Source organism: Candidatus Krumholzibacteriota bacterium, from assembly GCA_016932415.1.
Classification (GTDB): Bacteria; Krumholzibacteriota; Krumholzibacteriia; order Krumholzibacteriales; family Krumholzibacteriaceae; genus Krumholzibacterium.
Genome location: JAFGCX010000009.1, coordinates 79,156 through 100,284, shown reverse-complemented (window position 1 = coordinate 100,284; position 21,129 = coordinate 79,156). Strand labels below are relative to the sequence as shown.

The 21,129-nt window shown below is 47.3% G+C and carries 24 protein-coding genes; 10 read left to right on the top strand and 14 right to left on the bottom strand.

Annotated features, from left to right (window positions below; genetic code table 11):
• Window positions 1-3 precede the first annotated feature (3 nt).
• The 10 genes from amrS to JW814_02730 all read right to left on the bottom strand — a co-directional run bounded on the left by amrS (window position 4) and on the right by JW814_02730 (window position 8,390).
• Complete coding sequence (gene amrS / locus JW814_02775; GenBank protein ID MBN2070356.1) at window positions 4-996, bottom strand: AmmeMemoRadiSam system radical SAM enzyme; 993 nt, start codon at window positions 994-996, stop codon at window positions 4-6.
• A 70-nt stretch (window positions 997-1,066) separates the two neighbouring features.
• Window positions 1,067-2,032 (bottom strand): polyprenyl synthetase family protein, encoded by a 966-nt coding sequence (locus JW814_02770; GenBank protein ID MBN2070355.1) that lies wholly within the window; start codon window positions 2,030-2,032, stop codon window positions 1,067-1,069.
• 241 nt (window positions 2,033-2,273) lie between these two features.
• Entirely contained in the window at window positions 2,274-3,053 is a 780-nt protein-coding gene (gene tatC / locus JW814_02765; protein MBN2070354.1) for a twin-arginine translocase subunit TatC, read from the bottom strand.
• 2 nt (window positions 3,054-3,055) lie between these two features.
• Window positions 3,056-3,931 (bottom strand): hypothetical protein, encoded by an 876-nt coding sequence (locus tag JW814_02760; protein MBN2070353.1) that lies wholly within the window; start codon window positions 3,929-3,931, stop codon window positions 3,056-3,058.
• An 18-nt stretch (window positions 3,932-3,949) separates the two neighbouring features.
• Window positions 3,950-4,408, bottom strand: a complete 459-nt coding sequence (gene nrdR / locus JW814_02755) for a transcriptional repressor NrdR (protein MBN2070352.1) — start codon at window positions 4,406-4,408, stop codon at window positions 3,950-3,952.
• A 17-nt stretch (window positions 4,409-4,425) separates the two neighbouring features.
• Complete coding sequence (locus JW814_02750) at window positions 4,426-4,899, bottom strand: cytidine/deoxycytidylate deaminase family protein (GenBank protein ID MBN2070351.1); 474 nt, start codon at window positions 4,897-4,899, stop codon at window positions 4,426-4,428.
• A 33-nt stretch (window positions 4,900-4,932) separates the two neighbouring features.
• Entirely contained in the window at window positions 4,933-6,186 is a 1,254-nt protein-coding gene (locus JW814_02745) for a serine hydroxymethyltransferase (GenBank protein MBN2070350.1), read from the bottom strand.
• A 16-nt stretch (window positions 6,187-6,202) separates the two neighbouring features.
• A complete protein-coding gene (gene rpiB / locus JW814_02740; GenBank protein ID MBN2070349.1) occupies window positions 6,203-6,664 on the bottom strand; it encodes a ribose 5-phosphate isomerase B in 462 nt (153 codons plus the stop codon).
• A gap of 37 nt (window positions 6,665-6,701) precedes the next feature.
• A complete protein-coding gene (locus JW814_02735; GenBank protein MBN2070348.1) occupies window positions 6,702-7,622 on the bottom strand; it encodes a branched-chain amino acid transaminase in 921 nt (306 codons plus the stop codon).
• 285 nt (window positions 7,623-7,907) lie between these two features.
• Window positions 7,908-8,390 (bottom strand): low molecular weight protein arginine phosphatase, encoded by a 483-nt coding sequence (locus tag JW814_02730; GenBank protein ID MBN2070347.1) that lies wholly within the window; start codon window positions 8,388-8,390, stop codon window positions 7,908-7,910.
• Between the two features lie 219 nt (window positions 8,391-8,609).
• Here JW814_02730 and JW814_02725 point away from each other — a divergent pair, with 219 nt between their 5' ends.
• The 10 genes from JW814_02725 (at window position 8,610) to JW814_02680 (ending at window position 17,335) form a co-directional block, all read left to right on the top strand.
• On the top strand, window positions 8,610-8,948 hold the full coding sequence (locus tag JW814_02725; GenBank protein ID MBN2070346.1) for a cupin domain-containing protein: 339 nt from the start codon (window positions 8,610-8,612) through the stop codon (window positions 8,946-8,948).
• A 140-nt stretch (window positions 8,949-9,088) separates the two neighbouring features.
• On the top strand, window positions 9,089-9,838 hold the full coding sequence (locus JW814_02720) for an outer membrane beta-barrel protein (GenBank protein ID MBN2070345.1): 750 nt from the start codon (window positions 9,089-9,091) through the stop codon (window positions 9,836-9,838).
• Window positions 9,838-11,082, top strand: coding sequence for an NAD(P)/FAD-dependent oxidoreductase (locus tag JW814_02715; protein ID MBN2070344.1), 1,245 nt, complete (start codon window positions 9,838-9,840; stop codon window positions 11,080-11,082). The genes JW814_02720 and JW814_02715 overlap by 1 nt, the downstream gene beginning before the upstream one ends.
• A 65-nt stretch (window positions 11,083-11,147) precedes the next feature.
• On the top strand, window positions 11,148-11,375 hold the full coding sequence (locus tag JW814_02710) for a 4Fe-4S binding protein (protein ID MBN2070343.1): 228 nt from the start codon (window positions 11,148-11,150) through the stop codon (window positions 11,373-11,375).
• A 16-nt stretch (window positions 11,376-11,391) separates the two neighbouring features.
• Window positions 11,392-12,039, top strand: a complete 648-nt coding sequence (locus tag JW814_02705) for an MBL fold metallo-hydrolase (protein ID MBN2070342.1) — start codon at window positions 11,392-11,394, stop codon at window positions 12,037-12,039.
• A gap of 189 nt (window positions 12,040-12,228) precedes the next feature.
• Entirely contained in the window at window positions 12,229-12,474 is a 246-nt protein-coding gene (locus JW814_02700) for an acyl carrier protein (GenBank protein ID MBN2070341.1), read from the top strand.
• Between the two features lie 38 nt (window positions 12,475-12,512).
• Complete coding sequence (locus JW814_02695; protein ID MBN2070340.1) at window positions 12,513-14,063, top strand: AMP-binding protein; 1,551 nt, start codon at window positions 12,513-12,515, stop codon at window positions 14,061-14,063.
• A 50-nt stretch (window positions 14,064-14,113) separates the two neighbouring features.
• Entirely contained in the window at window positions 14,114-15,088 is a 975-nt protein-coding gene (gene nadE / locus JW814_02690) for an NAD(+) synthase (GenBank protein MBN2070339.1), read from the top strand.
• A 71-nt stretch (window positions 15,089-15,159) separates the two neighbouring features.
• Window positions 15,160-16,158 (top strand): hypothetical protein, encoded by a 999-nt coding sequence (locus JW814_02685; protein MBN2070338.1) that lies wholly within the window; start codon window positions 15,160-15,162, stop codon window positions 16,156-16,158.
• A gap of 46 nt (window positions 16,159-16,204) precedes the next feature.
• Window positions 16,205-17,335, top strand: a complete 1,131-nt coding sequence (locus JW814_02680; protein ID MBN2070337.1) for a glycosyltransferase family 2 protein — start codon at window positions 16,205-16,207, stop codon at window positions 17,333-17,335.
• A 35-nt stretch (window positions 17,336-17,370) separates the two neighbouring features.
• On the opposite strand, the gene JW814_02675 is transcribed toward JW814_02680, so the two are convergent.
• From JW814_02675 to JW814_02660, 4 genes are all read right to left on the bottom strand, one after another.
• Window positions 17,371-18,375, bottom strand: a complete 1,005-nt coding sequence (locus JW814_02675; GenBank protein MBN2070336.1) for an acyltransferase — start codon at window positions 18,373-18,375, stop codon at window positions 17,371-17,373.
• A 396-nt stretch (window positions 18,376-18,771) separates the two neighbouring features.
• Complete coding sequence (locus JW814_02670; protein MBN2070335.1) at window positions 18,772-19,716, bottom strand: PorV/PorQ family protein; 945 nt, start codon at window positions 19,714-19,716, stop codon at window positions 18,772-18,774.
• Between the two features lie 17 nt (window positions 19,717-19,733).
• Entirely contained in the window at window positions 19,734-20,645 is a 912-nt protein-coding gene (locus JW814_02665; GenBank protein ID MBN2070334.1) for a hypothetical protein, read from the bottom strand.
• 60 nt (window positions 20,646-20,705) lie between these two features.
• Window positions 20,706-20,981 (bottom strand): hypothetical protein, encoded by a 276-nt coding sequence (locus tag JW814_02660; GenBank protein MBN2070333.1) that lies wholly within the window; start codon window positions 20,979-20,981, stop codon window positions 20,706-20,708.
• Window positions 20,982-21,129: the final 148 nt, after the last annotated feature.

Genomic DNA, 21,129 nt, shown 5'->3' with positions numbered 1-21,129 from the left:
CAATTACTTCCAGACCCCCTTGATTTCTTTCCCGCAACGACGGCAGATTCCGTCGGAGATTCTCATTTCAACACTGTAACCGGACCTCTTTATGACCTCTTCACCGCAATCCGGGCAAACTGTATCCTCGGTGCCTTCGATGAATATATTACCAATATAGACATAATCAAGGAATCTTCTCGCGACATCGTACGCTTTCTTAAGGATATCCCCCGATGTAGCAGGGACATCTCCCATTTTGTATCTCGGAAAGAACCTCGAAAAATGCAGTGGGATTTCCCTGGATATTCCGGAGATCCATTTCGCCATCTCCTCGATTGATTCAAGCGAATCGTTTAATCCTGGAATAACGAGGTTTGTGAGTTCTACATGCGCCACTGAACTCGCTATCTCGATGAATTTTTTAACAGGCTCTAAAGTACCCCCGCAATATTTCCTGTAAAACCCGTCATCAAAGCTTTTCAGATCGATATTGAACGCGTCTGTCATCGGAGCGATTTGTCTCGCCGGTTCTTCATTCAGATAACCATTGGTCACGATGACTGTCTTCAATCCCCTTTTTCTTAACAGCCGCGACGCATCAAGAAGATATTCGTACCATAGCAAAGGTTCAGTATATGTAAAAGCGACTCCTGAAGATTCTTCATCGGCGGCAAGATCTACGAGATCCCCTGGAGAAATATACCGCACCGGAGAGGAGCACTGCGATATTTCCCAGTTCTGACAATGATCGCAAGTCAACGTGCATCCATTCGGGCCCACCGAGAGGATCCTCGATCCAGGCATGAAATGATAAAGCGGTTTTTTCTCAATTGGGTCCACCGCCGCTGTCACGGTATGTCCATATGAAAGAGCGATAAGCTTTCCCCCGTCATTCCAGCGAAGCCGGCATCTGCCGTTTTTTCCAGGGTTTATTCGGCAATCATTGGGACACAGGAGACATCTGACTCCCGATTGCCGCGTCTTCTCATAATACAGAGCCTCGACACCATCCATTACGTAACCACCAGTGATATTTCGAGATATGATTGAATCGGATCATTTTTTGCCACGGCAGATATTTTTCCTAGGCTGATAGCGGGTCGACTCTACCGATCACATAATCAGCGGCCATGCAGAGAGCATCCCTTTCACGCGACGGCGTGATGGTATCAAGTGAAGCTTTTGCCCTTGCGCCAAGTTCCTGCGCTCTTCTGTACGAATATTCCACTCCCCCGTAACCTCTCACGAACGAAATGATCTCACCCCAGTCCGCGTCTTTGTCAAAGCCATAATGAAAGAGTTCTCTCATCCGCTCTTTCTTGGTCGCTGGAGCGTTCCTGAATGCAGTAATAAATGGCAGGGTCACTCTACCGTCGGAAAAATCAGACGCCGTCGGTTTACCAACCTGTTCATCGATCGCGAGATAATCAATCAGATCATCTGTTATCTGGAAAGCAAGGCCGATATTCCTTCCAAACGAGGCGTAAGGTTTTCTGAAACCGTTCGGACTTCCCCCGCTTCCTATTACCGCTCCACATTCGCTCGACGCGGAAAAAAGCGAGGCTGTTTTACTGTATATCATATCCATATATCCGGCTTCGCTCATTTCGATATTTTTTGTCTGTTGAAACTGCATCATCTCACCGACACTCATTATGTTCGTCGTTCTTGCCAGGATCTCCATTATCTCGTAAAGCCCCGCATCACCAAGGCTTGCGAACGCTTTTGAGTAGAGAAAATCACCCATGATCGTGGCGACATTATTTCCCCATCTGGCATATACAGTCTCTTCTCCCCGGCGAAGCATGTGGCCGTCGATTATATCATCATGAATAAGGGTAGCAGTATGGATCAGTTCCACAGCCATCCCGGCTATCATAGGAGCTTCAGAACTTCCTCCGAGACTTTTTGAAGCGAGAAAAAGTATATTCGGGCGAAGTCTTTTGCCCGGTGTCGACCTTATGTGGTCACAGATATCCTCGATCAGCGGAACATCCGAGTGAAGAGCCAGCCGCAGCATTTCCTCAAGCAGGCTTAATTCCTTCCTCACCGGCAGCTGGAATTCATTTCGATAATTACTATCTTTGAATATCATTTCAACGCGGCCGACCGTTCTCCGATAAAATGCCGGTATCTACCGCCCTGGCCTGCATTCTCCCGTCGTGGGAGGCCGGACAGAGCCTTCTGAATACTGCAAACTAGCACTATAGAACGCTAAAGTCAAGATGCCACCGGAAAGATCGTCCAGACCCCGGGAAAAGGCTGCTGACAGTACTTTGTCCTTCTGATTATTAATCATCCCCGCGATCAGATTCATCACCCTCTTCACTGGACTTCTCTTTTCTTCTTTTTTCTATGAAGAGGGAAAGAGTAGCGCTTACAAGGTAGAGGAGCACAAGAGGCACAGCCATCAGCAATTGGGAAGCGGGATCAGGTGGAGTCAGAATAGCTCCGGTTATAAATATGACCAGAATAACCCATCTCCACTGCCTGAGCAGCGCGCGAGGCGATATCACCCCAAGGCTGGTAAGGGATACGATTACAAGTGGTAGCTGGAATACTATACCGAAAGCAAAGCAGAGCCTCAGGACAAACCCGAAATACCTGTCGACCGAGATCAGTGGCGAGAGCATCTCGGTACCGAAATTTATCAGAAAATCGAGTACGACAGGTATCATTATCCAGTAGGCAAAGACAGTCCCTGTATAAAACAGCAACGTTGCCGGGACAATAAGGGGAAGAATGACTCTTCTTTCACTCCTGAACAGGCCGGGAGATATAAAAGACCATACGCGAAAAAGTATGTACGGGAATGAGATAAGGAACCCTGCCGCGAAACTCAGTTTCATGCGTACCATGAAAGCTTCGACCGGGGCGTGGAAGTATAGACTTTCAAGAGGAATACCGGCAAGCAGGAAGTCCAGCACGTATCCCGAGAAAAACCAAAGGATTATGGAAGATCCGAGCCAGGCGGCAAGGGACGCGATCAACATCGATCTAAGTTCATCGAGATGGCCCAGAAACCCCATCTCTTTCAATTCTTCTTTGTTTTCGGTTGACTCTGAATCCATATCTAGTCTTCGAGTTTTATCTCTGTGTAAAGGGTTTGCGCGAAACCATTCTTTGTCTCATCCCCAGAGAACTCATCGACTGTGATGACCTCGCCCTTGACGTCGACCGACAGCTTCGATTCGACAATATACCCGCCATCAACCGCTATCTTGACCTCGCCTTGAGACTTGATCACAGATTCGGTCATTCCCTCCTCGATCACCTGGTGCCCGACAAGATCAGCCTCGTATTCGATAACAGCGACTCTGATGCCATCTTTCTTCTCGAATTTTTTCAGCTTGAATTCGATCGTACCTTTAAGAGCCGGCTGATCATCTTTTTCTCCGTTATCTTCAGGATCATCTTCAGGAATGTTCCGTATCCATGAGGAGTCTTTTTTGACCGGATCTTCGGGGAGTTTGAAAAACCATCTTTCGACATACGACTTGAGAGGTTCACCCTTTTTGATCCCTATTATGAACCCGATCGCTTCCTTTACTCTACCCGCTTCGTCCACAGTTATCCTGACCGTTTTACCTTCAGGTTTGACCGGACCGTCAAAATCCTCAAATTCCCCTCCACCCCTCGATCTCCTGTCTCTTCGCTCGATAAATTTAAGTGCGACCTGCTGCGTCGTATCATCGATCTGCTTGTCGAGTGAGAGTTCCGATATAACAGTGCTGACGCGGGTGAATTCTATTCCGTGCCAGTTCATCTCGGTACGCTGATTGCTCTTGTATTTTAGCACCTGCCCCTCGCTGAGAGAGAATCTCAATCTTACCTCGCTGTCATCATCCCCGGAGCGGCAAGCTTTCGGCATGATCGTCGATATAAGCAATATTGCCGCAAACACCAACAGCGCTGACCTGTACCCGAGAGTATCCAGAAATCTTTTCATGATATCCCCCTTTGAGCTTTATTCACTTTTTTCAAGAAGGTTTTCCAGTTCTGATAAAAATTGCGATATATCTTTGAAATCTCTATATACGGAAGCAAAACGGACGTAAGCCACCTGATCGATTACAGCAAGTTTGGACATCACTTCATTTCCGAGTTCCTTCGTGGGGATCTCGTCCCTCACCCGGCTTGACACCCGTTTTTCAACATCGTCGATCAGTTTTTCCAGGGTTTCCATCGATACGGGGCGTTTCTCACACGCCCTCAGTAGACCGTTAAGTATCTTGTCGCGGGAATAATGTTCTCTTCGTCCATCCTTCTTGACGACCATCACCGGTCTGTGTTCGACATATTCATATGTTGTGAATCGATGGCCGCAGGCTATGCATTCCCGGCGCCTTCTTATCGCGGAGTTCTCTTTTGTCGAACGGCTGTCTACGACTTTATCTTCCTCATGACCACACGCGGGACAACGCAAATCATGCCCCCCTAACTTCAGTCCTTCGACCTTTCGGACGAAGAAGCAAGCGCCATATATACCGTCTCTATTCCTGACTCCTCTATCATCTCGGCTCCCAGTTTGTCAGGATAACTGGCGCCGAGGACCAGTCTCCTGATACCAGCATTGATTATCATCTTCGTACAAGTCGAACATGGGGAATTGGTGCAGTACATCGTCGCGCCATGCAGATTGGTCCCACTGCCGGCTGCCTGTATGATCGCGTTCTGTTCGGCATGGGCTCCACGGCAGAGCTCATGCCTCTCTCCCGACGGGACACCCATCTGATCGCGCAGACAACCCAGTTCGAGACAATGTTTCAACCCTTTCGGCGCGCCGTTGTACCCGGTGGAAATTATCCTTTTATCCTTGACGATGACAGCGCCGACGCTGCGCCTGAGACACGTCGACCTCTCAGCGACAAGGTTGGTGATCTTCATAAAGTACTCATCCCATGATGGTCTGGCCATCTTCCTCATCTCCTCGAATCAAACAACCGGGTATCACTCATACAAAGGGAATCTTCCGGCCAGAGCTTCAGCCTCAGCGCGGACGGCATCTATCACACCGTCATCATCCTGATTATTTATGACTTTTGCCATCATCTCTCCGATTTGTTCCATCTCGGGCTCTTTCATCCCTCTTGTCGTCAGGGCAGGTGTCCCGACACGGATACCCGAAGTCACAAATGGGCTCTGCTTATCGAACGGCACGGTATTCTTGTTGACGGTTATACCTGCCTTGTGAAGCGCTTTCGCCGTCTCCTTGCCTGTAAGATCCTGCTTCGAAAGGTCGAGAAGGAACAGGTGATTATCCGTTCCTCCGCTTACGACATCGAACCCTCTTTCGATCATCTCCGCGGCGAGATGGCTGGCATTGGTTATTACCTGTTTCTGGTAGACCTTGAATTCATCGGTCATCGCTTCCCTGAAACATACAGCCTTCGCGGCGATGCAATGCATGAAGGGCCCTCCCTGCGTACCTGGGAAATTGTATTTGTCGATTTCCCTGGCGTACTTTTCCGGGGCAAGGATAAGCCCTCCGCGCGGTCCGCGAAGAGTCTTGTGAGTCGTCGAGGTCACGATATCGGCGTATGGCACGGGGCTTGGATGGACTCCCGCCGCGATCAATCCCGCTATGTGGGCGATATCGACCATAAGATAGGCGCCTATACTGTCACAGATAGCTCTCAGTCTTTCCCAGTCCCAGAACCGCGGATAAGCGCTCGCCCCAGCCACGATAAGTTTTGGTTTTTCTGCCTTGGCCTGTTTTTCAATCGTATCGTAGTTAAGTACCCTTGTCTCTGGATCGACTTCATAATGTACGACTTCAAAGAAAAGCCCGGAGAAATTTACCGGATGTCCATGCGAAAGATGTCCGCCATGCGAAAGGCTGAGCCCCATTATCTTCGATCCAGGCTTGATCAGGGAAAGGTATGCCGTGATATTCGCCTGCGTCCCTGAGTGCGGCTGAACATTGGCGTACTCCGCGCCAAAGAGCTTCATCGCCCTCTCCCTTGCCAGATCCTCAGCCTGGTCGACGAATTTACACCCCCGGTAGTATCTTTTTCTGGGATACCCCTCAGCGTATTTGTTCTGCATCGGGTTGCTGAGCGCCGCCAGTACCGCCCTGCTGGCGAAGTTTTCGCTCGCGATAAGCTCCAGAGTAGTCTGCTGCCTGTTCAACTCCGATCGCATCGTCTCCATGATCTCGGGATCAGTCTCTTCAAGATACTTGAATAGATTATCGTTAAACATATTCTCACCTCTTCAGCTATCGATGGATATCATTTGAATGGGCATTTTCATAATCTTTTATCTTGTCGATACGGGCCTGGTGACGCCCGCCTTCGAATCGAGTATCGAGCCATACTCTTACTATCTCTTCTACGTCCGGATCATTGTTGGTTTTTTCAGCCAGGGCAAGCACGTTCGAATCATTATGAAGACGCGTCATCCTCGCTTCCTCGGTCGTATGACATAACGCTGCCCTTATACCTCTGACCTTATTGGCAGCGATCGATATGCCTATACCGCTTCCACAGACGACAATACCCCTGTCGACATCTCCGGCCGCCGTCATCTCGGCGACCGCGATGCCATAATCGGGGTAATCAACGGAATCTGTGCTGTCCGTGCCAAGGTCGGTCACCTGATGACCTTCACTGGCGAGCATTTTTTTTATCCGTTCCTTCAGGGGGTAGCCACGATGATCCGATCCAACGGCAACCTTCACGACACCCTCCTTCTCTGGGCTTGTGGGATCGACAGGATCAGATAAAATCGAGCCATTCCATACGATTCTCGACATCCGCATCAAGGACTCTGAAGAACAGATCCTGAAGTTCTTTCGTTATCGGACCTCTCTTACCTTCACCTACCTGTATTTTGTCAATACTCCTTATCGGAGATATCTCGGCGGCTGTCCCCGTGAAGAAAACTTCGTCGGCGATATAAAGCATTTCTCTTGGAATAAGTTTTTCAACTACCTTGTACCCGAGGTCTTCGGCAAGGTCCATAACGGCGTTACGTGTTATTCCCGGAAGTACGCTTGCACCGAGAGGAGGTGTGTAGACCACTCCATCCTGAATAAGGAAGATATTCTCGCCGCTTCCCTCACTGACGTATCCTGTTGAATCAAGCGCTATTCCTTCAGTATACCCGTTTACGATTGCTTCCATCTTGATAAGCTGGGAATTCATATAGTTCGCTCCAGCCTTGGCCAGAGCGGGAAATGTGTTGGGCGCGATGCGGTCCCAGGAGGAGACGCAGACATCGACACCCTGTTCGAGAGCTTCAGGGCCAAGATATTTGCCCCATTCCCAGACCGCGATAAAGGCATTGACGGGGTTTGGGAATGGATTGACGCCGAGAGAGTTATAGCCGCGATAAACGACCGGCCTTATATAACATTCTTCCATCTTGTTGACCCGGACGATCTCCTTGCAGGCTTCCATGAAATCCTTCATCGGGATCTGCGGCTCCATCCTGTACATTTTCGATGAATTATAGAGGCGCTTGATATGCGGTTCCAGACGGAAGATCGCTGATCCCTTCTTTGTCTTATAGCACCGGATACCTTCAAAAAGGCATGATCCGTAATGAATGACATGGGAGCAGACATGAATCTTCGCGTCGTCCCAATCTACCATCTTCCCATCCATCCAGATCTTTTCTGATTTTGGCAGCGCCATATCCCGACTCCTTTTCAAACCATGTTAATGTCCATCCGAAACAACGACTTCAGGTATACTTAAAGGTGCCGCTGCAAAGACTGTCAACCCATATCATTATACTGATATAGGAACCGACCGGCAACCAGAAATTGCGTTTTGTGCAGAATTTTCCAAAATATCGGAAAACGATTATCAGGTATTGTATAATCCGTTATTAATAATGATATTATGTCAACATACATCCTGAAGGGTCCCGTACTTGTTTTGTATGGCGCATCAGCGATTCAGAGTCGGTTGCTTCTGTTAACCGTTGCCGGTCTCCGCTCCGAACCTCGCCCCGAGTTCATCAATAAGAGACCTTATGAATCGTTCGATCTGTGCCAGGACCATAATGTACACATCCTGGCCGGCTCCTATCGGGTCGGGTATATCTTCATCCGATCCCGCGCTGCCGAATGAACCAAGCTTGAAAGTCCTGGAATGGGCCTTCGGGTCAAGCCGCAGAATATGATCGACATGTTCTCCTGTCATCGCTATCAGAAGATCGGCCTCTTCAATCATTGCATTCGTCAATAACCTTGACGAATGCCCTGACAGATCCCCTCCCCGGAGGCTGACTGCCTCTACGGCGTATCCGGTCGCCGGTCGTCCATCGATCGCGCTGCATCCAGCGGATGAAAAATCGACCTGGGCCTTCAGCTCGTCGGGAACAAGCACCCTGGCCATAGCTTCAGCCATCGGGCTTCTGCATGTATTTCCCGAACAGATGAAAATCACTTTTTTCATCATTCGTACTCCATCAAGCGGGTTCCGGTCATCTCCGGGACTGAATAATCAATAATTGCAATCTGTTGATCCACCAGTCTATATTATTACCGTACCAGGATTCAATTAATAAAGAGTGTGTGCTCTCTGTTAAAAATGATCAGGTCGATCCAAAATCCTGGAAATCGGCCTGACGGCAGATATGCATCCAGAACTCGGAAAGGAACTGAAATGGCTGAACTGAAACTGATGAAAGCTCTCGACGTCGAAGAAAAGGAAGTCGAGATGGATGGCGCCGAAAACGTTACGATCAGATGGCTTATCTCCAAAGATGACGGCGCTCCCAATTTCGCGATGAGGATGTTCGAGCTTGGCCCCGGAGGTCATTCTCCGCTTCACAGTCATTCATGGGAGCATGAAGTCTATATTGTCGATGGGGATGGCAAACTGATATTCGATGGTGAAGAAAAACCGTTTTCTTCGGGAGATTTTATTTTCGTCCCCCCGGACAGGCAGCATTCCTTCATAAACACCGGGGAAAATAAGATGAGGTTCCTGTGTCTTGTCCCAAATGATTGATTTTTTTGCGGCAGATTCAGAAGCGAAACAGCAACGGCCTGGAAAGATGCATCTTGGAATTGACAAAGGTGTGGATGGGAATTAACTTTTAAGTGAATAGTAGGCAACCGTTGTTTTCAGTTTGAAGATCGGAGTACTTGATGAAGAGATTATCTGGCTTCTCCCTGATCGTGCTTGCTTGTTTTATTTCTACATCGATCGCCGCGTCCCCTTCCCTTTATAAACAAAAGAAATATTTTGGTCCGATATCACCCGATAACTTTAATTTCAGTATCGGTTTCATCGATGGACCAAACGCTGACTACCTCAATGAATATCTGCACTGGTGGGCGCAGCAGGATGGGGGCGAATATATCTATGATGATATTACGACAGTGGCATACGCGTCTGCAGGATATGAAAGGATGATATCCCCCCTTCATTTTCTCAGGGCCACTCTTGCCTTCACGTACCTTAAATCCTCGGGGTCGGGAGATTATTACACGGTGGATCCGATACTGCATATAAATGCCGACCGGACCTTCAAGGTATACTATCTCTCCCTGGACCTGGGATTCGCTTATTATATGGTCGAACCGGAAGTACGCGCGCTCATTCCCTACATCTCCGGCGGATTTTCATCGGTATTCCCGTTGATGCGGCTGGAGACCGACGCTGAACTCGATAATGGAGACAGTTTCAGCACGCCGGGAGAAAATGTTAAACAGAACAGTTATGAGTCGGGGCTTCATCTCGAATTCGGGATGAAGTACTTTCTGACCAACCAGTACGCCCTTGGACTTGAAGGACGTTACCAGATGTCCCAGAGCAAGTTCAGAATGCATAACTCCAACTTCGACATAGATTTCTCAGGACTATCCCTTGCTCTAAACCTTTACTATCATTTCTGATGAGACGCAAGACCTGTGATGTCATAGTCATCGGAGCCGGTCCTGCCGGATCGAGAGTCGCCGCTCGTGTCGCGGGCAGGGGATTTTCAGTAATCCTCCTTGAAAAAAGAGAGAAAGTCGGATTCCCCGTCCGTTGCGCGGAAGCGGTCGGTCCCGCCTCACAGGTCAATAACCTTATCGATATCGATCGGCGTTTCATATCTTCAGTAGTCAATGGAATAACTATCGTCTCCCCGTATGGCCGCAGGTTTGAGATCGAGTTGCCTGAAATCGGTTATATCCTCGATCGCGCCCGGTTCGATGAACACCTTGCAAGTGAAGCTGTAAGGGCTGGCGCGGTTCTGCGCACTTCCTGCCAGGCTACAGGCCTGATCAGAAATAAAACGGGAATATCAGGAGTCAATATGATCGACCTGAAAACAGGAAACGAGTCTGCCATCCGATCGATAGTTGTAGTAGGCGCCGATGGGGTGGAATCTCTATCTCCCCGATGGGCCGGATTAAAAAAGAATATCACTCCATCAGAGATACTCGTTTGCGCGCAGGAAACGATTGAGGGAGTAGATGTCCGGAAAAGATTCATTGAGTTTCACCTTGGATCGAAACATTCACCCGGGGGATACGGGTGGATCTTCCCGAAAGATTCGATGACAGCGAATATCGGAGTGGGAATATCGCCGCTGCTGTCCGCCGGAAGGAGTGCCGTCGAATATCTCGACAATTTTCTTGAATATCGTTGCCCGGAAGGAATAAGAAAAAGGCTTGTAGTCGGCGGCTGCGAAGTGGCAAAAGGTCTTCCGGAACTCGCCGTAGACGGATATATCGCCGTCGGCGAGGCGGCAAACCAGAATAATCCGTTGACTGGCGGAGGAATTCTACAGGCTCTCAATGCAGCCGAATCCGCGTCAGTCAGTGTCGCCAGAGCGGTGGAAAAAAAGACTGGCTCGCGTGAAATTTTAAAGGAGTATTCCAGAAACTGGAAAAAGACTGACGGGAGGATCAATGATCTGTTTTACCAGACGGCACAGATATTCTACACCCTCGATGACGACAGCCTGGAGAAGATCCTCGAAGGACTCAGCAGGGAACCCGGATTGATCGACAGAACGGGGGTCGATCCTCTGAGAATACTCAGGGTATTCACAAAGTTCTGTCCTTCAATAGCTTTCAAGACCTTGCTACTGCTTGCCAGGGATAAGATATCGGCCAAGATCACCTGGCCTCGTCCTGAAAGATCCCATTGACAGGAAAGATATAGGATTTTTATTACAGATATTTGAAAAACCCCGGCAAAAAGGTTATAATCATCATGTCAGGCAATTGCAATGCTGAAAATACAATTATAATCAACCGCGCGCTCTGCATAGCGTGTGGCGTATGTTCTGCCGTCTGCCCGAGTGAAGCGCTCATTATCGAAGGGATGGCCTTAAGGTCGTTTCCGGAGCGATGCCGCCCCTGCGGGCAGGCGGCGATTGTCTGTCCGACGGGAGCTCTTCATTGCCCTGAATCGCTTGATCCGGGGCAAGGCTCTGATTGACGCATGGAGGAGAGAAGTGAACCTCGATGACTCAATAAAAATCGACGAACTGGTAGTCGGACCGCTCGCGACCAACTGCTACCTGGTTTCCTGCGTTAGGACGATGGAGACTGTCATAATAGATCCAGGCGGTGACGCCGGAGTGATCTCTGGCCGTATCGCGTCGGAAAGACTCCACCCCGTGAAAATAATCCTGACGCATGGTCACAGCGACCATATGGCGGCAGCTGAAGAGATTTCACGCAGATTCGAAATAGATGTCTTTATCGACCAGAAAGATATGGAGACAATGATCAAATCGATCGAGGATGCTCCATTATGGGGACTCGGCACAGTGAGGACTCCGAAAGCGATCAGTAAGCTGACCGATGGTGATAAGGTCACTTTTGGCGATCTTGAGGGAGAGATAATAGAGACTCCCGGGCATACTCTTGGAGGAATAAGTATTCTCTTGAACGGTGCCGTTTTTGTCGGCGACACCCTTTTTGCTCGATCGATTGGAAGGACCGATTTTTTCGGAGGTGACATGGACACGCTAATCTCCTCAATAAGGTCAAAACTTTTCTCCCTGCCTGACGAAACAGTCGTTTACTGCGGCCATGGTCCATCGACATCAATAGGCATTGAAAAGCGTCAAAACCCATTCCTCAATGGACTTATATGACCATCTAAACAGATCACCTGATCAGACCCTCTTTTTCTGCTCGAATAGCATAATCCGGTTTTTCTGTTATTTTTCACGGGATTTGGACTTTTTCTTGCTTCTTTTGATCTCTGGTGTAAAATACAATGGTTCTCATCGTAAAGAATCGCTGGGTAAGAACGGCATTATAATATTTTCAGGAGGATCTACTTGGAAGTAAGGGAAAAGATCAAGGGTTTCATAATAGAAAACTTCCTTTTCGGATCGGATGACGCTTCGCTCGGCGATGGTGATTCCTTCCTCGAATCGGGAATAATAGATTCCACGGGAATCCTCGAACTTGTCGGTTTTATAGAAGATGAATTCAATATTGAAGTGTCTGATGATGAACTGGTACCGGAGAATTTTGATTCGCTGAACCAGCTTGTTGAGTATGTCGGAAGAAAAAAGGGTTAACCAGGCGGTTTCCCCATTACTTTTCATCTATAAAAATTATGCTCGTTCATAAATTTCTCGAAAACAGTGCCTGGCGCCTGAATGAAAAGCCCGCGATCATTCAGGGCGCGAATCGGTATACGTTTGGCGATATAGATAAAGCGGCAAACAGCCTTGCCGCCGAGCTTCAATCGTGTGGAGTAAAATATGGCGACAGGGTAGCTGTCCTGATAGACAATTCGATCGAAACGATAATAAGTGTCTGGGGAATATTGAAGGCCGGGTGCATCTTTTTTGTCGTAAACCCGACAACAAAGTCACAAAAGATCAAATACATCCTCAACGACTGTGGAGCTTCCTGTCTGATAGCTCACAGATCGAGATGGAAAGCTGTCCATGATATTCTTGCTGATATTCCGTCATTACGTACTGTGATATCGACCGGCGTCACTGATACCGGAACGCTCAGCCCCGTACCGGATAAAATCCGACTCATGCCCTGGGAAGAAGTAATGGACAATAGTTGCGATTCTCCCCCTTCGATCAAAACGATCGATATCGATCTGGCGGCCCTTATATATACTTCGGGGACGACGGGAAACCCGAAAGGTGTCATGCTGACTCATCACAACATGGTCTCGGCATCGACTTCTATCACTACTTATCTCGAAAATACCGAGAACGACATCATACTGAATCTGCTTCCCTTCTCTTTCGATTATGGTCTCTACCAGATACTCATGGCTGCCCAGTTCGGAGGAACCGTCGTACTGGAAAGATCGTTTTCCTATCCCTACGCAGTGATAAACAGCCTTAAAAAAGAGAAAGTGACCGGATTTCCCATAGTCCCTACTATTTCGGCGATACTTCTTCAGATGCAGGATCTTGACAAGGAAGATTTCTCCTTCCTTCGTTACGTGACCAATACGGCTGCCGCTTTACCTATAAGTCATATTGAAGGTCTTCAAAGAATATTTCCTTCGACATCGATATATTCGATGTATGGGCTCACCGAATGCAAAAGAGTCTCATACCTCCCGCCATCTGAACTGGCTCGAAGACCGGATTCTGTAGGCAAAGGAATGCCGAATGAAGAAGTATATCTGGTTGATGAGGAAGACAGGGTGATCGATCAGCCTGGAAAGATCGGAGAACTCGTAGTCCGCGGATCAAACGTTATGATGGGGTACTGGAATCTTCCGAAAGAAACCGAAGAACGGCTCAGACCCGGTCTGTACTCATGGGAAAAATCGCTTTATACTGGAGACCTTTTCAGAATGGATGATGAAGGATTTCTATATTTTGTGTCGAGGATGGATAATATTATCAAAAGCCGGGGAGAAAAAATAAGCCCAAAAGAAATCGAAAACACGCTATATTCCATTGAAGGCGTTCTGGAAGCGGCTGTCGTCGGAGTGCCCGATGAACTTCTCGGCGAAGCTATCAAAGCTTATATAGTACTCAGGAAAGGGACTGACCTTTCAGAGAAGAAGATCCTTTCTCATTGCGCCAGGAACCTTGAAGACTTCATGATTCCAAAATATATAGAGTTCAGAGAATCTCTTCCCAAGACTTCGACCGGGAAAATAACCGTTAAAGGCCTTAAATAGAAAACTGGCGGACAGACCAGGAAATCAGGCAAGATGGAGGAAAAGAAAAAATGGAATTCACGAAATACGTACTCGATATTGACCCGGGGAAACTCGCAGACCAGTTAGCTGGATTCATTCGCGATCAGGTGCAGAATGTATTCCATAGAAAGGGTATAATTATCGGCCTCAGCGGGGGGATCGATTCTTCGGTCGCTGCCGCCCTCTCTGTTCGGGCACTCGGTCCCGAAAGGGTCTTCGGTGTAATTCTGCCCGAGAAGGACTCGAGCCCTGACAGTCGGGATTTTGGCCGAAAATGCGCTGAATCACTTGGTATCAAATACCAGGAGGTCGCGATCACTACGATGCTGACAGGATTTGGTGTCTACGCGAAAAGGAATTCCATCGTCGAGAAGTACTTCCCCGACTATGACGGTGACATGAAATTCAGGCTGACCCTTCCCCAGGACCTCCTGGAAAGAGACAGGATAAGCACCTATCATCTTGAGCTCGAGAAGAAAGACGGAAAGATAGAGACAAAACGGCTGGCTCATAAGGACTACCTTAAGATGATGGCTGCCAACGATATAAAGCAGAGAGTGCGAATGACTCAGATGTATTATGAAGCAGAAAAAAGATATTATATCGTCTGTGGTACAACCAACCTGCCAGAGACGATCCAGGGATTTTTCGTAAAATACGGTGATGGCGGAGTCGATATAGAGCCTTTGACCAATCTATACAAGAAACAGGTTTTCGATCTGGGAAAACATCTCGGAGTCCCACAGGAGATCATATCACGGACACCGAGTCCTGACACGTACAGCCTTCCTGTCAGTGACAAGGATTTCTACTTTTGCATGCCATATGAGACGCTTGATCTTGTAATGTTCGCCATGCTTAATGATATTTCAATTGAAAAAACATCAGAAGTGACAGGTTTGACGGTCGAGCAGATAGATCGGGCCTGGAATGATTTTGCAAGAAAGAAAAAGGCGACGGAGACACTTAGAATGATGCCTCCTTCTCCTGAATTGGTCTTATAATGGGGACTTATTGTAAATATTTGCCAGGCCGATCCAGGTCGTAACACCAGCCTGGCCTGAGGAGCCGGATCATGAAACGTTGTACGAGATGTGTCCTCCCGGAAACCTACCCGGGCATACAGTTTGATTCAGATGGCGTCTGCAACTTCTGCAAAAGGTTCAAGGGTATCGACCGCCTCAGACAATCCATGGAGAAGTACCGCGGTCGTTTTGAAAAACTTCTTGCCGAAAAGAAGAAAGCCGGAGAATACGATGCCATTATGGCATACAGCGGTGGTAAGGATTCGACTTTCACGATGGCTGTACTAAAAGAAAAGTACAATATCTCTTTTCTGGCCATGACGATGGATAACGGATTTATTTCCCCCAGATCACTCGATAACATCCGCAATGTCGTGGAGGGACTGGGTGTGGATCATATCATCTACAAACCCAGGATGGACACGCTGGGCAAGCTATTTCGTCACAGCGCGAAGGAAGATATCTACTCGAGAAAAGGACTGGAAAGAGCCAGCTCCATTTGCACGACCTGCATGGGAATAGTGAAGTTCGTCGCGCTCAGATACGCGATAGAAAGCAGCATCCCATTTATCATCTACGGATGGTCGCCCGGGCAGGCTCCTATCGAGGCTTCAATATTCCATAACAATCCCGATATGATCAGAACCATGCAGGCACAGTTCACGGTGCCGATGAAAACTGTCGTCGGCGACGAGATCGATAACTACTTTTTGACCGAAAAACATTTCAGCACGCCGGAAAGATTCCCTCATAATATCAGTCCCCTCGCTTTTCTTGAGTACGATGAGGATAAGATCCTTGAGCACATCAAGTCCCTGGGTTGGAAAAAACCCGAAGACACCGACCCGAACTCGACAAACTGTATTCTCAATTCCATGGGGATAGACATTCATTTAAAACGATTCGGATTCCATCCATACGCGTTTGAGCTGGCCGGGCTGGTGCGGGCTGGATATATGGACCGCGATGAGGCAATAAAAAGACTCGAAGAAAAGCCTGACCATAAGACAATAGACATGGTAAAGAAAAAACTCGATGGCTTTAAATAGGGAACGAATAGAACCCGTGTTCTTTAACCATGGATAGCGATTAATCGTGATTATCTGTTTATTCTGGATATCAGCCGCCTTTATCGTATACACCTACCTGGCTTATCCTCTCATCATCGTGAGCCTGGCCAGAATAAGGAAAAACCCTCCACTGATAAGTGATGACCCGGTGCTTCCTTCCGTCACGATGATCATTATAGCGTATAACGAAGAGGATACTATCGCTGCCAAACTGGAAAACTGCAGAAAACTCGATTATCCCCGGGGAAGCCTTGATATCTGCGTAGTATCGGACGGTTCCACTGACAAAACGAATGATATCCTGAAGGAAGAAATGGATATCATGTTTATAGAGGACACGGAAAATCACGGCAAACCGCATCAGATCAATAAGGCTCTGGAGAAGACCAAGAATGATATCATAGTCTTTTCGGATGCCAGGCAGATATACAGGAAAGATTCGCTTAAAAAACTTGTCAGAAACTTCGATGATCCGGCTGTAGGATGCGTCAGCGGAGAACTCGTGTTATCCGCCGGAGAAAATGATTCGGACGCGAATATAGGACTATACTGGAAATACGAAAAGATGCTCAGGGCAGCCGAATCAATGGTCGACTCCACACTGGGAGCGACGGGAGCGATCTATGCCGTCAGGCGAAAGTTGGTCTCCCCCATTCCTGACGATACTATCCTCGATGATGTGGCGATTCCGGCCCAGGTTTTAAGGCAGGGATACAGGGTCATTTTTGAATCAGAAGCAATCGCGTATGACGATCCGTCGGCAAGGATCGGGATTGAATTCCGGAGAAAGGTGAGGACACTGACCGGGAATTTCCAATTCTTTTCAAACAACCGGTGGTCACTGAATCCTTTTAAAAACAGGATATTCTTCCAATCTGTCTCCCACAAATGGTTTCGCCTTTTCGTACCGTACGCTTTGGTTATCTCCGCCGTCACATCCGGATTGGCGTCAAGCACCTTGTATATCATCCTCTTCTGGATCCAGATCGCCATCTATATTTCAGGATCTATTACTTTGCTCAGCAGCCGGCTGAAAAACAACAGGTTACTCAATTTTTTCTCATTGTTTTTATCATTGAACTCTGCTGCCGTGATCGGCTTGTACAAATATCTTTTTTCTGATCCTGATGCCCGCTGGAAAAAAACCGCAGGTTAGATCGTCAGATTATTGTCAATAATATCTGGCTCTGATCAGTGGATTCCGGGAGCGGGGCTTCTTTTCAGCATTCCAATAATATTATCGTAAGTCCTCTGAAGAATATATGACACCAGGATCACGCATGGGACGCATAATATGACCAGGTAGACGACCTGGTACGCCATCTCCGCGGGAAAATACAGTTTTTTCAAAACAATATATACCGGACGATGAAAAAGATACATGCAGTAACTTGAATAGCTTAAAATCAATACACCTTTATATGATCTATTCGATGATATTTTTATATTGTATCCGGTTCTAAAAACAAGGAATGAACATAACAATATCATTATTGTTTTAGTAGTGATCTCAAGAAAAACATATTGAAATTCCAGGAATGAAAGAAATATGGTCGCGACAACTGGAATAAGAATCATATGCCCCTTTACGGTATTATCGATTTTCCTGTCCGCTACATATATGCCGAGAAGGTAGGAAGGGAAATATACGATCATTCTGAGATCCGGCCGTCCTGTAATGTAGAATAATATCATCAGACACGCGATAAATAGCGCAAAAGACAAGATCGTCCCGAATGTATTCAATGCCTTGACAGCATAAATGATCAATGGCGATATCACGTAATAGGTCATCAGCAGAGCGATAAACCATAAGGTCGGTGGGGATTTTCCGACAATCATTGAGATCAGGAAGGCAGCTTTCAGAGACGTTCTTACATCGGATAGTTGAAGCATCGCAAACAGCAGAATAGCGATAAGATAAAGAGGATAGATTCTTATCAGTCTTTTTTTGTAAAAGCCGATTATATCATTCCTGCTTGTAGTTTTGAATCTCAGCCCGACATAATATCCTGAAACAAAGATAAAGGTGCCAAGAATGATATAGGTCAGTCTGAGAGTCACTGGATTATTGTAATGTACCACCGCGTTGGTATAATCCAATAAATGCCAGAACCCGACTATGTATAGACAGCCCGCGGCTCTGAGAATATCTATTCCCGCGTTTCTATGCTGAGTCGATTCTTTCACAGACAACCTGTCTCCTGATCCATGGCCCTTTCGGACTCGACCAATGCGAGCGGATCTTCGGCTGATAGAAAGACAATTGTCTTTTTCAATCGATAGGACAGCCCGGCAGACTCACATTAAGCGATGCTGTCACAAGAACTCTGTTGCCTGTAGTTAATCGCTATCCCCGCGATTATTCTATCTCCTGATATCGTATTAGACAAGGATGAATTTGCTCTCAAATATGGATTTGTCGGTTTTATGAAAGCTTTGAACGCGGCACGACACCGTAAGGAGTTTATGAACGGACAATACAGGCGACTAAAAAATACCGGCGCTGTACATCCCCGGTACAAAGACCCGCCAGGGATGCAGAGACAGTCACCTGATCAAGATCGAAGTCATCCCCACTGTTTTTCAGTCTCAGTCAAGCTTCCAGAAAATCGAGACCTTGTGAATTGAATCGAGGTCCCCAAACGAAGCCCACGCGTAATCGATCGACAGGTTTTCCTGTACCCTGATCCCGCACCCCATGGTCAGATTATTCCCGGCTTTTGATTCCTGACTGAGATAACCTCCCCTGACAGAAAGAATATTGTACATCTGAAGTTCAATGCCGGCACTCAAGTAAGGATCCTCGAACCTGGGATTCACAAGATCGAATACGGCTCCGTAACCAAACTTGTCCTTAATGATCTCCCGGTTGTGGCTGGCCCCAAAACGTATCGTCATGGGCAGGGGTTCTTTCATCGTCTCGGATTCAAGATCAGGACCAATGTTCTGCAAGACAAAACCGAGGGCAATATTTTTACTTTCAATCGTAAAAAGAGCCCCAAGATCGAAGCAGATCCCGCCCTCGGCCCAGCTGTCAAGTTTCTCTCTGAAATATTTCAGGTTCATTCCCACCGTGAACTGATCGACTGGCGTAAAACCGACTCCTGCCTGAGCCACGTAGTTATAGCTCTGAAGTTTACTCGTCTCGATCCCATAACTGTCATACCCCTGAATATCCGGCCGGTATGTATAGGTAATAGCTCCACTGAAGACATACATATCACTGATTCTTTGATAGTAAGATAGATTATTGAATCTTGTATCTATCAACCATTCCGCGTGCGTTATCCCGACTCCGCTACCCTCCATGAAATGGAACGTCCCCGGAGATGAGAGCCAGGTGAACTGATCGCCGGATAAAGCGGCGACAGCCTCTCCCATCGCCACAGATTTCGATCCGACGGTATATGTAAGGTAGTTTGCCCCGGTGCATCCTGGTCCATCGGTGGCGCTTAGCGCCACCGGGACCGTCAGGACTGATAACAGCACCAGAACAGACAGAAAACGCTTTATCGTATTTGCTGTATATTCCATTTTGATGCCGTCACTTTCTAATGCACTACCATTATCGGATTCCTGCTGAATATTTTACCGCTGGCGGACTTGGTAACAACATAGTAGATGCCGCTTGTGACAGGGCTTCCATTCATATTATTACCATCCCAGTTTAACGTGGAATCTGATTCCACACCCTCTTTTCTCCATACTTCAAGTCCGCTCTCATTAAAGATCGTAACCGAACCGCCCTCAGGGACTCCATCTATAGTCATAGATCCCGATACCGGATTGTAAGGAACCGGATATATGAAAAGATCCTGTACTGCTGTAGGAGGAGCGGCGTTTTCGTCCTCGACTTCAAGTATCTCAACGGAAGAGATCACCATATTCTTTTGAGCATCGTATGAGACGGCCCTGAAATAATACATCCCTTCCGACTCGAAATCGCTCACACGGATGGTGTGTGTAGTTCGATACTCCGAATTGTCCCATGAACTTGTCAGATCAAGGACTTCGTCATCTGAATCGAATCTCAGAAAACCGATAGTCGGGTTTTGAGTAGTCCAGGTGACATCATATATCCTGTTGTCTATCTTTCTAAAACTTGAGATCCGGCAGAGCGCGTCAGTTGCCTGGTCGGCGCCATCAGGAATAGTAAACCCTGATACATTCTCGGACATTACGCCGATCGCTCCGGCTGTATTTTTAGCCGCCACACGGTAATAACAAGCAATTCCTTCTTCGCGTTCCAGATCGATATAGAACAAGGTGTTTACATCGACACTGTCTATCAACTCGAACCCGCTTTCGGACTCAAATGACCTGTAGACCAGATATTTTTCAATGTCAGGTTCTGGATTCGCGGACCAGTTGACAATATAGTCGATCGTTTGTTGCGCCGCCACGGGGATGGAAAACACTAAAACGAATACGAAGATTGCTGCTTTTATTCTGACAGGAGTCATATCATCCTCCTCAAAGATTCGTTTTTGTCCTGCTTAAAATGGAGCATATCCCGAATTTAATCAATAAGTATTTTGATTCAATTCCTTTCTTTCTATCATCTCTATACTATTATTTGATTTAGAGTTGATTATCAACTTTGAGACTGGGATGTCCTGTACCGGCCGCAAGCTATTATTCCTGTTTGATGAAAAATCATTTCTCGCGCCCCGCAAGTCGCCTTCTGAAACCAATTGTTGCATTTTGCTAAAAATTCTTGCCACCCGATTTTCCACATTGAAGTCTCTCATCTTTTTTCCGTTCCCTGTCGTTACTCCGGATTTCCAGTCAAGCCTCATCGATCCAGCCTTCTATACGCGCCTGTTTTCAATATTCCTTTATCATGCTACCGCCTTAAATCCTCCGCAATTTACTTGCCACTTGTCCGACAATTCCCGGGAACTGCCCAGATCGACACGGACAAAGTTTCTATATCTTGCTTGTTCA